Annotated in this window: 11 protein-coding genes; 2 read left to right on the plus strand and 9 right to left on the minus strand. The window is 49.5% G+C overall.

Going from position 1 to position 15046, the window contains the following annotated elements:
• Nucleotides 1–5 precede the first annotated feature (5 nt).
• Entirely contained in the window at nucleotides 6–698 is a 693-nt protein-coding gene (locus ACXAFR_RS07435) for a type II secretion system protein (protein WP_475174712.1), read from the plus strand.
• Between the two features lie 182 nt (nucleotides 699–880).
• The gene (locus tag ACXAFR_RS07440; protein WP_475174717.1) at nucleotides 881–1552 is read left to right on the plus strand and encodes a prepilin-type N-terminal cleavage/methylation domain-containing protein; all 672 of its coding nucleotides are present in this window, start codon (nucleotides 881–883) and stop codon (nucleotides 1550–1552) included.
• A 120-nt stretch (nucleotides 1553–1672) separates the two neighbouring features.
• Here ACXAFR_RS07440 and ACXAFR_RS07445 read toward each other — a convergent pair whose 3' ends face one another.
• The 9 genes from ACXAFR_RS07445 to ACXAFR_RS07485 all read right to left on the minus strand — a co-directional run bounded on the left by ACXAFR_RS07445 (nucleotide 1673) and on the right by ACXAFR_RS07485 (nucleotide 15024).
• Complete coding sequence (locus ACXAFR_RS07445; RefSeq protein WP_475174721.1) at nucleotides 1673–3253, minus strand: ABC transporter ATP-binding protein; 1581 nt, start codon at nucleotides 3251–3253, stop codon at nucleotides 1673–1675.
• Nucleotides 3254–3265: 12 nt separating this feature from the next.
• Nucleotides 3266–4150: an ABC transporter permease gene (locus ACXAFR_RS07450; protein ID WP_475174724.1), complete on the minus strand. Its 885-nt coding sequence runs from the start codon at nucleotides 4148–4150 to the stop codon at nucleotides 3266–3268.
• The gene (locus ACXAFR_RS07455; protein WP_475174730.1) at nucleotides 4147–5079 is read right to left on the minus strand and encodes an ABC transporter permease; all 933 of its coding nucleotides are present in this window, start codon (nucleotides 5077–5079) and stop codon (nucleotides 4147–4149) included. Before ACXAFR_RS07455 ends, ACXAFR_RS07450 begins: the two co-directional genes overlap by 4 nt.
• Nucleotides 5080–6723, minus strand: coding sequence for a peptide ABC transporter substrate-binding protein (locus ACXAFR_RS07460; RefSeq protein WP_475174733.1), 1644 nt, complete (start codon nucleotides 6721–6723; stop codon nucleotides 5080–5082).
• Nucleotides 6724–7200: 477 nt separating this feature from the next.
• Nucleotides 7201–8094: a transporter gene (locus ACXAFR_RS07465; RefSeq protein ID WP_475174736.1), complete on the minus strand. Its 894-nt coding sequence runs from the start codon at nucleotides 8092–8094 to the stop codon at nucleotides 7201–7203.
• Nucleotides 8095–8114: 20 nt separating this feature from the next.
• Complete coding sequence (locus tag ACXAFR_RS07470; protein WP_475174738.1) at nucleotides 8115–9614, minus strand: aldehyde dehydrogenase family protein; 1500 nt, start codon at nucleotides 9612–9614, stop codon at nucleotides 8115–8117.
• A gap of 23 nt (nucleotides 9615–9637) precedes the next feature.
• A complete protein-coding gene (locus tag ACXAFR_RS07475; protein WP_475174742.1) occupies nucleotides 9638–11380 on the minus strand; it encodes a GMC family oxidoreductase in 1743 nt (580 codons plus the stop codon).
• Between the two features lie 253 nt (nucleotides 11381–11633).
• Nucleotides 11634–14591 (minus strand): c-type cytochrome, encoded by a 2958-nt coding sequence (locus tag ACXAFR_RS07480; protein WP_475174744.1) that lies wholly within the window; start codon nucleotides 14589–14591, stop codon nucleotides 11634–11636.
• Nucleotides 14539–15024 carry a (2Fe-2S)-binding protein gene (locus ACXAFR_RS07485; RefSeq protein ID WP_475174747.1) on the minus strand — a complete coding sequence of 162 codons (486 nt, stop codon included), beginning with the start codon at nucleotides 15022–15024 and terminating at the stop codon, nucleotides 14539–14541. The genes ACXAFR_RS07480 and ACXAFR_RS07485 overlap by 53 nt, the downstream gene beginning before the upstream one ends.
• Between the last annotated feature and the right edge of the window lie 22 nt (nucleotides 15025–15046).

The following is a 15046-nucleotide window of genomic DNA, read 5'->3' on the forward strand; positions in this document are numbered from 1 at the left end:
TTGTAATGGGTTATAAGCGAATACGCGAAACCGGCTTTTCTCTGGTAGAAATGGCGGTGGTCATGGTGATTTTAGGGTTGCTGCTCGGCAGTATCCTCGGCCCCTTGTCCAAACAGCAGGAACTGCGCTACCGCAAACAAAATGACCTGCAATTACGAGAAATAGAGACTGCACTGCTGGGATTTGCCTCGGTAAATGGCTACCTACCCTGCCCGGCAACCACCACATCCAACGGCGATGAGTCCCGTGCGGGAGGCAACGATTGCAGCACCAATAGCGGCTTTGTTCCCGCGCGGCGACTGGGCTTGAATGGCGCTTATGACAATAACAGCCGCCTATTGGACGCCTGGAATAATCCCGTTCGTTACCAAATCACCAACGTGGATAACTGGGCGTACGCCAAAGCCATCGATAGCGACACCCCGCCTGCAAATCTGCGTGTCTGTCAGACCGCCGCCTGCACGGCAGCCAACATTGTCGCCGAAAACATTCCGGCAATGATCATCATAGACGGCGAGGATGGTGCCCTGGCAACAACTTCCCCAGATCAGCTGGAAAACCAGGACGCAGACACAAATTTTGTAGACAGAATAACCAGCGAAGGCACTGGCAGCGAATTTGACGATCAATTGCGCTGGATCGCGCCAACCACTCTGCTCTATCAGTTAGCCCAAAGCGGGCAGCTCAACAGCAATTGATGGGTAAAAAAAACAGCTCTGACGAATGTCGGCGAGGCGGCCATGGCAACGCAGGGAATTTATCAGAGATCCCCTAAAGGAAACCCCGCAGACGCCGAAGTGATATAGAGCCAGTCGCTGGCAGCCAAGATCACAGTTTTGTCTATACTTTTGAAAAACGCAGTAACTCAGTGGCGACTTTTATGAAAATACAGATTACGAACAAACAGGCCGGTTTTACCCTGGTCGAAATTTCCATTGTCCTGGTCATTATCGGCTTGTTGCTGGGTGGCGTACTCGCAGGCACCTCATTGATCGACAACGCTCGCGTACGCAGTGCGGTCAGCGAACTCAACGGCACCATTGCCGCCTACCATTCCTATCGCGATCGCTATCGCGCGCTGCCTGGAGATGACGGCCCACTAGCCGACCTTCAAGCCCGAGGCAATTCCTGGGCGGATATTACCCAAGCGTCGGCCAACCCGAATGGTACGCTGAACGTAAGCCGTGCTCAGACCTTCACAGGGGGCAATGAAAACGACAACTTCTGGCAACATCTGCGCGCCGCGGGTTTTATTACCGGCGATCCCAGCAAACAGGGTCGTGAAGCTCTGCCACGCAGCGCTTTCGGTGGTCTTTTGGGAATAACCAATCAAACCATGGGTGGCGGATTGGCCGGCCCCAAAGTTTGTATGACCGACGTACCTGGACAAGCCGCCAACTCTATGGACTTGCAACTGGATGATGGCAAACCCGATGCCGGTCAGTTCAGAGCGACCCAGGGAACGGCTGGAAGTAATACTGCGCCAGCGAATGCTGCACTGACCACGCCTTACAACGAAGAAAATGTCTACACCATCTGCATGTTGATGTAAGCGACATCCGAATTGAGGGCTCCGGATGGCTGGAGCCTTTAACGACACACGGACGTGTCATCTTACCCGCCGGCAACACCCTCCTCTCTCACTGAAAGCACCTCAAATCAGCACTGATCACTAGTCTGCCAACGGCGCAGCGCTCAGCAACATACGAGTGTATTCAGACGTCGGATTTTGCCAGACCGCTTCAACCTCCCCTGCCTCCATCAACTCGCCGTGTTTTAAAACAATCACGCGATCGCAAAGCTTGCGCACGACGCTGAGATCGTGGGAAATAAACAGCATACTCAGTGAATTCTTTTCCACGAGAAACGCCAGCATTTCCAAAATCTGCTTTTGAATCGTTACATCCAACGCCGACACAGGCTCATCAGCGACGATAAACTCCGGCTTGGTCGCCACCGCTCGACCTATGGCAATACGCTGCCGCTGCCCACCGGAAAATTCGTGGGGATACTTCCGCACAAAGGCTCTGGCCAGACCCACGTCATCCATCAGCTGCAAAACGGCTTTGTTTAATTCCGCCCCCTTGGCAATGCCATGGTGCTTCATCGGCTCGGCCAATGTATCGTAAATGGTCATGCGCGGATTCAACGACGCATAAGGATCTTGAAAGATCATTTGCATGCGACGCCGATAGGGAACAAATTCCCGCTGGGATAGACCTTGAATGTCCTTGCCATCAAAGGTGATTCGACCTTCACTGGTATCAACCAGCTTTAAAATGGCGCGACCAATCGTGGATTTACCGGATCCGGACTCGCCAACCAGCCCAAGAATCTCCCCACCGAAAAGATCAAAACTCACCTTATCGACCGCGCGAAACTTACCGTCCTTGACCGTAAAATCAATGGACAGGTTATCGACGTTCAACAGCGGTTTTCTATCCAGTTGCGGCTGTGGATTTTCTTTAGGTCCGTGGGGAATCGCCGCCAACAGCTTTTTGGTATAGTCATCCTTAGGATTATCAAAGACGTCACGGGTTGGCCCCGTTTCCACAATACGTCCCTGCTGCATCACGATGACCTTATCCGCCAGGTCTTTTACCACCGCCAGGTCGTGGCTGATAAAAATAATGCCGATGTCCCGGGTCTTTTGCAGTTCGTTGATCAAGACCAGAATCTGCTTTTGAATGGTCACGTCCAGAGCCGTGGTCGGCTCATCAGCAATCAACAACTTGGGCTCGGCAATCAACGCCATGGCGATCATTACCCGCTGACGCATCCCCCCGGAAAATTCGTGAGGCCAAGCATGGAAACTGGTTTCGGGATTGCGAATGCCGACCTCGCGCAACAGATCGATCGCTCTCGTGCGAGCTTCTTTACGAGAGATCTTTTTGTGAAAGATCAACGGCTCGATCAACTGTTCACCGACACTGAGATAAGGATTCAGACACGTCATCGGATCCTGAAAAATCATGGCAATATCATTGCCCCGAATCTGCCGAATTTCCGCTTCGCTGGCGGTCAGCAGATCCTTACCTAAAAACTCTGCCCGTCCACTGTCAATGCGCCCCGGCGGCATGGGGATCAGGCCCAGAATGGAATAGCAACTGACGGATTTTCCGGAACCGGATTCGCCGACAATGGCGAGTGTCTCGCCCGTCGCTACCGTAAAACTGACCTTCTCGACCGCTTGCGTAACGCCATTACGGGTATGAAAACTGACCGCTAAATTTTCGACATTCAACAAAGACATGATCAGCTCCCATCAATCCTTAGAGGCTCGAACATCCAGAGCATCGCGCAGACCATCGCCCAGAAAGTTCAGAGAAAACAGCACCATTGAAAGGGCCAAACCGGGGAAGATCAACAACCAGGGATACTCTTCCATACTCTCCACACCGAGAGAAATCAGAACCCCCCAGGAGGACTGCGGTGGCTGAATACCAAGGCCCAGGAAGCTCAAAAACGCTTCCAGCAACATGACATTGGGAATCGTCAATGTGGTGTAGACTATAACCGGCCCCAGGGCATTGGGAATGATATGTCGCCAGATAATGGTCCACTTGGATAAACCAATCGATTCTGCTGCCTCAACAAACTCCAACTGTTTTAAGGTTTGCACCTGGCCGCGAACGATACGCGCCATGGTTAACCACTCAACGGCACCGATGGCTAAAAACAACAGGAACAGGGAGCGACCAAAGACCACCATCAAGAGCACGATAAAGATCATAAACGGCAGAGCATAAACGATATCCACCAAGCGCATCATAATGGTATCGACACGCCCTCCCGCATAACCGGCCACCGCACCATAGGTAACGCCGATCACCAACGCAACCGAGGTGGCAATCAAGCCGACCATCAGGGAAATGCGACCACCGTAAAGCACGCGGGTAAATAAATCCCGCCCAAGAGTGTCTGTACCAAACCAGTGTGCTGCCGATGGCGGCGTCGCCCCTAAGGCAAGATTCTGATGCTCGTAATGGTAGGGAGCGATCCATGGGGTGAGCAGACAGAGAATGCCGGCCACCACCAATACTGACAATCCAAAAATGGCTAATTTATTGCGTTTTAACCGAGCCCAAGCATCGGCCCAGAGTGAGGTTCCGGCTTCGTAGCTATCAATCGAGCTTGTGTCGGTTGTCATTTGCCACCTACCTCCGTGCGCAAGCGTGGATTTAAATAAGCCGCCAACACATCCGACAACAAATTAAACAATACGATTAACGTTGCCAAAAATACCGTTGTGCCCAAAATCAATGTGTAGTCCCGATTAAATGCAGCCTGCACATAAAGTCGACCCAAGCCCTGAATTTGAAACACCGTTTCAATAACAAAAGATCCCGACAGAATACCGGCAAACGCAGGACCCAAATAGGACACCACCGGTAACAGACCACCACGCAGGCCGTGCTTTAATACCACCACATACTCCGGCAGCCCTTTGGCTCTCGCGGTGCGAATATAATCCTGGGATAACACCTCCAACATGCCACCACGACTTAATCGCGCGACATACGCTGCATAAGCGGCACCCAAAGTTAAACTCGGTAAAATTTTATCCCCCGGTAAATCTCCCCAGCCGGAGACCGGAACCCATTCCAGCCAAATACCGAACACCAGCATCAACAGCGGCCCTAACAGAAAGGTAGGCATGCAAATGCCGATCATTGCTGTCGACATGGGGATATAATCTTGGGCAGTGTTCGGTCGTAAAGCGGCGATTACGCCGGCCGTCCCCCCCAGCACTAAGGCCACCAGAATGGCATAAAATCCCAGTTCAGCGGTCACCGGCAGTCCCGCACCAATCAGCTCGTTAACACTGCGCCCGGGGTACTTGAACGATGGCCCCAGGTCGCCCTGTACCAGATCCCCGAGGTAGGAAACATATTGCATAAACAGCGGCTGATCGAGATTGTACTGGGCCTCAAGCGCCTTGCGCACAGTTGGCTCGACTTGCTTTTCACCGTCAAAAGGTCCGCCCGGCGCAAAACGCACCAGAAAAAAAGTCACGGTGATCACCACCAGAACAACGGGAATGGCCTGCAACAGCCGAATTAAAAAAAAGCGGAGCATTTAGTTGTCACCGAGGCTGACGTATTTCCAGAAGTATTGATTCAGATAATTGCTGTACAGATTGTTCACACTGGGATTAAGCAAGTATTTGGTTTTATAGGTGTAGATAGGCACAAACGGCATGTCGCTCATCAACATGGTTTCCGCCTCATAAAAATGTTGATTGCGTTCAGCCGGAGTGTCACTTCCAGGGATGATACGTAAAATATAATTATCGTATTCCGGTCGATCATAACCCGAGCGATTATTCCCGTTGGTCGATAAGCCAAGGTCGAGGAAATTCATCGGATCGACCACATCACCAATCCAACCGGCACGGGCGATGTCATACTGGAGCCGGTTGCGACTGTCGAGATACACTTTCCATTCCTGGTTGGTCAGTGTGATGTCGATATTGAGGTTGGTTTTCCACATCTGCTGCACAGCAACGGCAATTTTGCGATGGGATTCATTAGAGTTGTATAACAGTTCAACGGCAGGAAAACCCTTGCCATTGGGATAGCCCGCTTCAGCCAGTAAGCGCTTGGCTTCCTCGGGATCAAATTTCAATAATACGGGCGGCTCATAGCCAGCAACGCCCGGCGGCGTCATGGTATAACCGGGATCCACCGCACCGTACATCACCGAATTCACCACCGATTCCCGATCGATGGCTAACGCCAGAGCCCGCCTTACCCGTACATCGTCAAAGGGTTTACGGGTGACGTTAAATTGATAATAGTAGGTTCCCAGGTAGGGATTATTCTTTAACAGATCCGGATGATGCGCCCTGTACTCCGGAATTTTATCCAGCGGTACTTCTTCAGTCTTGTGTAACTGTCCCACCCGAAACATACGCTCTTCAGTGGAATAATTTTCGATCGGATAAAAATAAATGGCATTCAGACTGACGCTGTCTGCATCCCAATAGAGGGGGTTTTTTTCCAATTTGACGTAGTGATATAACTTCCATTCTGCCAATCGAAACGGACCGTTGGATACCATGATACCGGGACGCGTCCAATCCGTGTAACGATCGGTCATGGCGCCATGTTGTAGAATGATATGTTTGGGAACCGCGTAATAGGCATGGTGATCGAGTAACTGTAAAAAATAGGGCGTCGGATTTTCCAGGGTCACTTCCAGGGTCTGGTCGTCAATAACGCGAACCCCAACCTGGTCGAAGTCGTCCAGCTTGCCGGTCCCAAAAGGCTCGGCATTCTTAATGGAGAACAGCATATAGGCGTATTCGTTACCCATTTTAGGATCGAGAGCCCGCTTCCAGGACCAGCGATAGTCTTCGGCAGTCATTGGTTTGCCATCGGACCATTTGGCGTCGTCACGCAGATGAAAGCGATAGGTGAGTTTGTCGTCGCTGATTTCCCAACGGTCCGCGATCCCGGGAACGGGCGTCAGCTCACGAGGATCCTTACTGACCAGCCCCTCAAACAATCCCATGATGATATTATTTTCAGGCACCCCGGTACTGATCTGTGGATCCAGGGTCTGAGGCTCCGTACCGTTACCTGAGTGGAACTCGCCCAGTCGATTGCCCTGCTCCACCCGGGATTCACCGCTCCCGCAACCGGCAAGAAACACAGTAGAAAATGAGAGCAGCAGAAGCAAAACACGAACGGGAGAAGACTGGATGAGCGTAGTGATCATGAATAGGAGCGTCGAACCACAATTATTGGCAAGAACCGGAATTGGCATTGGATATTGGTTTTAAAGGAAGCATAAACAGCCCCGGGACTCAAGTAAATCTCGCTGCCCAAGATCCCGTTAAGTCCCTTTCCAACACATGACAATCAACCAGTAACGGTTTCGCGCCCCGCCCACTCACAGTAAAAATGTAAAGAAGTCCTAAAAGACCTCAAGCGATCACATTATTACTCGAACTTATGAGGCCAATCACGCCCCAAACCCCATTAAAGACAATAAAACTACACCTTAATATATGCCCTTCTCTTATCTATAGCGGAAAATGCATGCTATTTTTCCGATGAGAGCCCAGAATAGCAAAACGTCAGGGAGAAATGAGATTGGATAATCTATCCGCAGTTAGTCGTGAAAAACTCCAGCCACTACAAATAAAAGTGACTGGAGTTGCATACCCTACTGTAGACTAGACCAAACTGTAGATTAAAATACCTTGGTAACTCGGAATTGAAAACGAGTATCCTCATAAGCTCCATTTTCAACATCCAGCGCCTTCCCGTATTGAAGTTTCAATTGTATTGATGGCGTTATGAAAGTTGAACCGGACAGCAACCATCGGCTGTTGTCCATCTCGTCGCGTTGATCCACGCCATTTACAGAAGTTTCTCCACCAAAATCATGGTAATACGATACAGAAACGTTTGTAGTACTGGAAAACAGGTAGGCTAAATGGGTTTGCAACCCGTACGAATCGTCTTTAGTTTGCTCTTCACCATAGAAATCGTCATTCCTACCATAAATATTATATTCACCCAGTAATGAAAGAGAGATATTATCAGTTATTGGCGTTTCGTAAGCTGCTTGGAAAATCGTTTTCCAACGGTTGTAGCCAATATTGATAGCGCCTTGATCCCCGTCGTATTCACCCATAGGTAAACTCATAAAGGCCGTTAAACCAAACGAGCGTTTCGTGGTTGTGTCGTTGTAAAGCCAAATTGTCCCGCCAATTAAGGGGTCACCTATCCCGCTGGAGGATGACTTTTCCAAAGCGCCAAAATCTTTGTTCAAGCTGACCTCACCAAATGGGACAACAATTTGGGGATCTATTATATAGCCACCGAGCTCGATGAAGTGAACCCACCTCAGCAGCCCAATATTTGTCTCCATATCGAAATCGCCATCGACTTTTTCACCATCCACATAATAACTATCAAATTGAGTCGCCTGTGCATAAAGAAGGAATAGATCTACTCCAGCGGGCGCGGGCTGATAATCTCCGAAATCTGTGGCGATTTCCGCTGCTCCAGCGGTAAATGAAAGAGATACAAGAGGAGCCAGTGATAACAACTTCTTCAGGTTTGAATCCATTTTAAACATCAGAATACTTCCTTCCTAACTTAGAGATTAATACAAACCGATTTCACTTCAGTAAATGTTCTGATCGCTTCCGATCCCTGCTCCCTTCCGAGGCCGGAGTTCTTAAATCCACCAAAAGGTAAGGCTGGATCAAAAGCGTGGTGTGCGTTGACCCAAACACTGCCAGACTCAATATGGGCAGCCATTTTATGAGCACGACTCAAATTTTCTGTCCAAATACTCGCAGCCAAACCGTATTGATTGTCGTTGATCTGAGATGCTAAAGAGGCTAAGTCGTCTTCATCGGAAAACTTGATGACACAGAGCACTGGTCCGAATATTTCTTCCCTTACAACCTCCATGTTGTTGTGAGTATCGGTTAGAATCGTTGGCGAGAAATAAAACCCTGGACGATCCATTTTCAGGCCTCCGCAAACGAGGCGCGCTCCGGCGGCCACGCCCCGATCAACAAAATTTGATACCTGATCGAGTTGAGCTTGCGAAATAAGTGGTCCAAAAGATACTTCTGGATCGATACCGTGGCCGACATTGAGATTCTCAGCATATTCTTTCAAACCTTCCACAACACGATCGTGAATAGAGTCGTGAACGTATAATCGAGCCCCCGCTGTACAAACTTGTCCTTGATGGAAAAAAGCACCCATGGCCAGACCCGGAATCGTTTTGTTCAGATCCGCATCTGAAAACACTACCATTGGAGCCTTGCCTCCTAGCTCGAGCGTAACCCGTTTCAAATCATCCGCGGATGCTTTCACGATACTCTTACCCACATTGGTGGATCCCGTAAAAGCGATTTTTGAAATATCTTTGTGTTTCACCAAACAGCTTCCGGTTTCATGTCCGTAGCCTGTCACGACATTAATGACACCTGCCGGAAATCCTACGTCTTTTGCGATTTCCGCTAAACGTAAGATACTCAGAGACGCATTTTCTGCTGGCTTAATCACTGTTGTACACCCGGCAGCCAGGCTAGGAGCTAGTTTGTACGCTAAAAGCACCAAAGGAAAATTCCAAGGTATGATTTGAGCAACGACTCCGACTGGCTCCCTACGGGTATAGGTGTGTTGCTGGGTGCCGCCAGAAATCGATACAGATTCGCCGGCAATCTTACTCGCCCATCCCGCCATGTAGTGATAGGTTTTGGCAGTGAGATCGAGGTCTACATATTTAGCGTGAGATAAAGATTTGCCGCAATCAACGGCCTCAATTTCTGCCAACTCATCAGATAACTCTTCAATCTTAAAAGCAAGCTTTGAAATCAATTTTCCGCGCTCGATAGGACTGAGCAACGCCCAGTCTCCTGACAGCGCATTTTTCGCTGCTAAAACGGCAGCATCGACGTCTTCTTGCTCGGCTACAGCGATGCTCGTTAGATAACTACCAGTCGCAGGATCGCATACTTCAATAGATTTATTGGATGCAGACTCGGCCCATTCGTTGTTAATAAAAAGCTGGTGTTCTCGGCAGAGGAAATCAATACTTTTCTGCGAGAGATAATTTGCATAATAATCTTTTTGCATTCTCGTTATTCCTATACCGCTACTCAAAGGCTGTATTGCTTTTTAATTTCTTCAGCGCATCGCTCACCAATCACGACACAGGCTGCCATTGTGTTTCCTGATACCGTCTCAGGCATTACAGAACCGTCCGCGATACGCAGCTTATCTACGCCGTACACGTTTAGATTTCCGTCTGCCACAGACATATCATCAACGCCCATTTTGCAAGTTCCAACCTGGTGCCAGTAGGTACCGGCTGCATTTCTCATAAAGTTAACGAGATCCTCTCCTTTCAAATTGCCAGGCATAACCTCCCTCTTTCTGAAAGGTTTAATGTGGTCTGAATCGGCGAGCTCCCGGCAAATCTCAATTGATCTTTCCAGCGCTTTGATATCGGTTTCTGTGGACAGGAAGTTTGGATAAATAAGGGTCGACGATCGTGGATTGTTATCTGCGATGGTCACATGGCCACGACTCGTTGGTTTCACAATAGCCGCAGCAAATGTCCAGGCGTGCTCAGGAATGTTAAACTGCTTCCGTGTAATTTCGCTGGACAATGGAAATTCTTCCAGGAAGGGTTGAATATCCGGCGTTTTAACGGAGGAGTCGCTCTTCCAAAAATAAGTGAACTCAGCAGAATTATTTAAACCGATGACCGGCTCAGGAGATTCGTACATACATCCACCTAGAAGGATGTGATCCTGGAAATTCTGGCCCACGCCTTCTAATTTGTGTTGAATCTTGATCCCATGCTTTGCTAACTCAGCTTCGGGACCAACACCTGACAACATCATTATCTTGGGCGTATTTATTGAACCCGCCGACAATATAATTTCCATATCTGCTTCGATGTATTTTTTTTCCCCGTTGTATTCGAATTCTACTCCCCTTGCCTGTCCGTTCGATATTTTCAGCTTATTTACTTCCGCCCCCAGAAGAACCGTCAGATTGGGTCGATCCAGGTAAGGGTTCACATAGGCCTGCGACATTGAGCATCGACGACCATCCTTCATGATTAAATTCGGCAGACCTGCGCCGCCAATGCCTTCTTGAATCTCTCCATTAAGATCAACGGGCGTTGGCATGCCGAAATCTCTCGCCGCATCAATCATCGCGGTACACACGGGATTGATATCTCCACGAGGTAAATCAACGATTACATTGCCGCCTTTACCTCTCAAATGACTATCAGGTCCCTGCCAGTCCTCGATTCGGCGATAGATGTCCAGAACCGATTCATAGCCCCAAGCGTCATTCTTGGTAAATGAAGCCCAATCATTCCAATCGTTTTTGTGGCCCCTCGCCCAGACCAGGCCATTCACACTGGATCCTCCACCCAATATTTTACCCATAGGAAGATCCGGCGTTCTGCCGTTCAAAGTTGGTGTGGGCTGAGCTTTAAATTGCCAGACTCTCTCCGTGCCTGGGTTCTTAAACCAAATCGTTCCATCCAGAACTTCCGGTATTTGATCCGTACCACCCGCTTCCAGAAGCAGTACATTGACTTCTGGGTTTTCAGCGAGACGACGAGCAACAACACAACCGGCGGAGCCGGCGCCACAGACGATAAAGTCGTATTTAGTTTTAAGATTTTTCCTATTTAATGCCTGTTGATCGCGAGCTTTTTCAGCAAACGCGGCCATGGAGTTGGCTGTCGCTACGCTAAAACCTGCCGCAAGGGCAGCGCTGATAAAAGATCGTCGGGTTACGCGACCTTGCATCAAGCCTTTTTCCAAAACGTTAACCGTTTCCTTCCTGTTAAAATCTGCGAGCTGATCTTTGTTCACTCTTCACCCCTTCGACTGGTAGCACATTTAAATTTTACCCTGTACACACTAATTAAACACCAAACAAAAAACACGCCAAGAATAAATAATATATATATATCATCAATTTACTTATAATATTAAAATCAACATGTAGTGTATGCGCTATTTATTCGCACCAGCGTGTTGCAAGCGACTTTTATTGGTGCACCCCTAAACACTCATTAAACTAGGTACTGATGGGAAGCTCGAGGTCGCCAACCATCTGCATAAATTAATAACTGACAGTGTGCTGCCTCTGACGGGCAATCGTTTCTCTAACGGCACTCCAGGCAGGCAAGTTAGGCGCGTATCTATACCGGATAAAATGGACTAATTTTTCAATCTGAGCGTCAGACAAGCTTTCTGCAAACCCTGGCATGACACCCAGCGATGAAAGCCTAAACGTATCGTCCTGAACACCATAGAGTATGGTTTGTATAACGTTGTCCGCAGTGGCACTAAAAACATTGGTATTTCTTTCCAATGATGTTACCGACGCGGTAAACATGCTGGTCTCCCCTCCCCCATGACAGGAACTGCATCCTGACTCAAAGATCGCCTCACCCTCAGAAATCAGATCGGATGCTGCCGTCTGGCGGCCAGTATTCTCGCCCTGCCTAGATTCAGATCTAGGCAGGGTCGAATTACTCAAGGAAGCCACATAGTGAGCTATCGCGCGAACATCCGACTCCGGAAGTTCGGCCAATCCTGCAACGACGGGCATCATAGGTCCGCCGGCAACGCCATGCCGCTCAGACTGCCCTTCACTCAGATAGACAAATAGGTCGTCCTCTGTCCAGGGTATCGGTGATCTGGAGAGCTGGTTTAATGCAGGCGCCTCCCATCCATCAACCATCGCTCCTGAATAACGCCATACCCCCTGTTTCTCTGCGCCCAACAGATTACGAGGTGTGTGACAGGCACTGCAGTGCCCCAACCCTTCTGCAAGGTAAGCGCCGCGATTCCACAGTGCCGATTGAGAGGCATCTGGCTTAAATAGAGCATCGCTATGATTGAGCGCCTTCCATCCAGCAAGCAGTCCTCGATAGTTCATGGGAAAGCGCATGTCGTTCTCAGAAGGACTAGAATCTACTGGATCTTGAGCCATCAAATACGCGTAAAGTGCCTGCATATCAGCATGGGATATTTTTGCAAAAGCGGTATATGGGAAAACCGGATACAGATGACGACCATCCCGACTTACCCCCTGCCGCATAGCTCTATCAAAGGCAGCAAACGACCACCGCCCTATCCCATTGGCTTCATCAGGCGTTAGGTTCGTGCTGTAAACGGTACCAAAAGGTGTTTCAAAAGGTCTTCCGCCAGAATTCCGGTTACCGTTAGTGACAGTGTGGCAGACAGCACAATCTCCTGCTTCAGCCACTAAGCGGCCACGTTCAATGGTTTGATCGGAATACAAGTTGCTCGCCGGTCTGGATACTGGTGAGATGGCCGATTGCCAAGGTAGGTACAGTGCAGCTGCCCCGACTATCGCGACGCCGACTCCCAATATCCTCCCCCGCTGAGTATTCTTTTCTTTTACTTTGCGAGCTTGCCCTGCTATATCGCGAGAAAGCTCGTGCCGTAAGCGATGCGAAGAAAAAGGAGGAGAACGAAACCTAACGCCTGTTGCGTTGTAGATAGCATTTGCAATAGCGGCAACGGCCGGATTGAGGAGACCTGGGGCCATCGAGAGAGGCTCTGATACTAGACCTTTGGAACATGTCTGTTGCACTTGAGCACCAGGCGGTGCTGAAAGTTGTTGCGAATCGCTCGTTGAAACAAGCTCGTGGCATTCACCATCAAAGCAAGAATCAACGTTCCCCCACTGATCATAGTCCATGCTTCCGAGCAGTAACGAACCCGCGCTTTGAATAAGCTCTTGCGTTAAATCGTTTTGGATAAAACGCGGCTCGCGCATAGGGCCGGCGTCTTGGCCAATGACGGCTCGCGTTAGATTCACATCACCTGTCGTCGTATTTACGTCGACGTCGACAATCCACGCCGCGCGAGTTGCTTCATTACCGAGCGTGGACGATGCGGTACTGGTATAGGCCACCCCTCTTCCCGACACTAGGTCTTGTTGCTTAATTGAGACAGGACGGGAAGGTGAAAACTGCCAGCTGGCTTGTTGTGCGCAGGATTCGAGAAGGTCACGCCCGCGTTGATCGGTCATTCGAGCGAGCCTGAACTGTATCGGACATGCTGCCCCGGAATCCGCCAACTCATCAAGAAAGGACTCTCTAGCAAATACGTCGTGTTGAACCGCAGCTAAAGAATCCCAATAAACCGGGGTTTCCTTGGAGAGATCGGACACTTCTGTGTGAGCAATTTGATAGGGCCAGTGCTGTCGCGACTGATGAGCCTTAGTAAACCCGGAAGAATTGGTAAGCAGCAAGGCCAGCACAGGAGCCCCGCTCCAGGCGCTGAGCAACTGGTCCTTCACACTATCCGCAGGATCATGAGTGCTGGATATTCTAACTTGGTGTGAATACCCGAGACGCTGCGCAACCTCGTCATACTGATCATCGAGCAACACCGCGACGGGCCTTTCCAACTTTGACGAAATGAAAGCCGCATCTGCTGCAGCATCATCGACGCAAGTCCGGCCAAAACTTTTGTTTGACCCACCACAAATCTCCAGATCCGCTATCGCACAATCGAGCAGATCCGACAGGTCGCGCGAAAGAATGTTCTCTGTTCCTGTATTTGCCCAAATAGTCCATTTATGAGTACGTTTTCGCGCAACTGTCCATTGCGGACGGACGCCCCAACTCCACCGATTGGGCTTGCTGTATTCTCGCTCAAAGAAATCTGGAGAATCCTTACAGGAATCACTGATCGTGTTCGTAGCGGCTCCAGAGAGTGGTAACCCTTGAGGCTCTCTCTCTGAAATCCAGGAAATCTCAACCTGTTGAGCTGCAGCTCTCGCGGCATCATAGGATGGCGCCGCGACGGCAACAAAATTTCCCTCGACGACTAGCTGAGCCCCTTCGCTATTTAGAGAAACTGCAGAGAGCGCATCCGAAGTAAAATACTCATCTTTTAACAAGAATTCTGGAGGCCTAATGACAATGGCATAAAGAAGACCATCTAACTCCAGCGATTGTATCGAAGCTTGGTCGACCTCTAAGAAATTACGAATCACTTTCTTCCGCCAATTTTCTTTGAGCTGCTTTACGTACAGCACAGAGAATTTCTTGATGCGCCCCGCAGCGACAAAGATTAAACTTCAGCGCCTCCTTGATTTCGTCATCGCTCGGTGCGGAATTTTTAGTCAGCAATCCGGTTGTGCCAATGATCATTCCATTCAGACAATATCCACATTGGGCCGCCTGCTCTTCAACGAACGCTTCTTGTACATAGCTCAACTCGCCATCAGCACTCAAACCTTCAAGCGTCGTGATATGCCGGTTCTCGACTCGCCCTAAAGGCAAGACGCAAGACCGTGCAACCAGACCGTCAACCAGAACAGAACAAGCACCACATTGGCCGAGACCACAGCCATATTTGGGTCCATTAAGGCCCAAGTCATTTCTCAATATATACAGAAGGGGTGTTTCAGGTGCTAACTGTAGCTCTACGGCATGATCGTTGATGAAAAGAGAAATTGACTTATTCACAGCATTCCTGATGGCCGATAAG

The organism is Pseudomaricurvus sp. ABR4_320 (assembly GCF_056159445.1).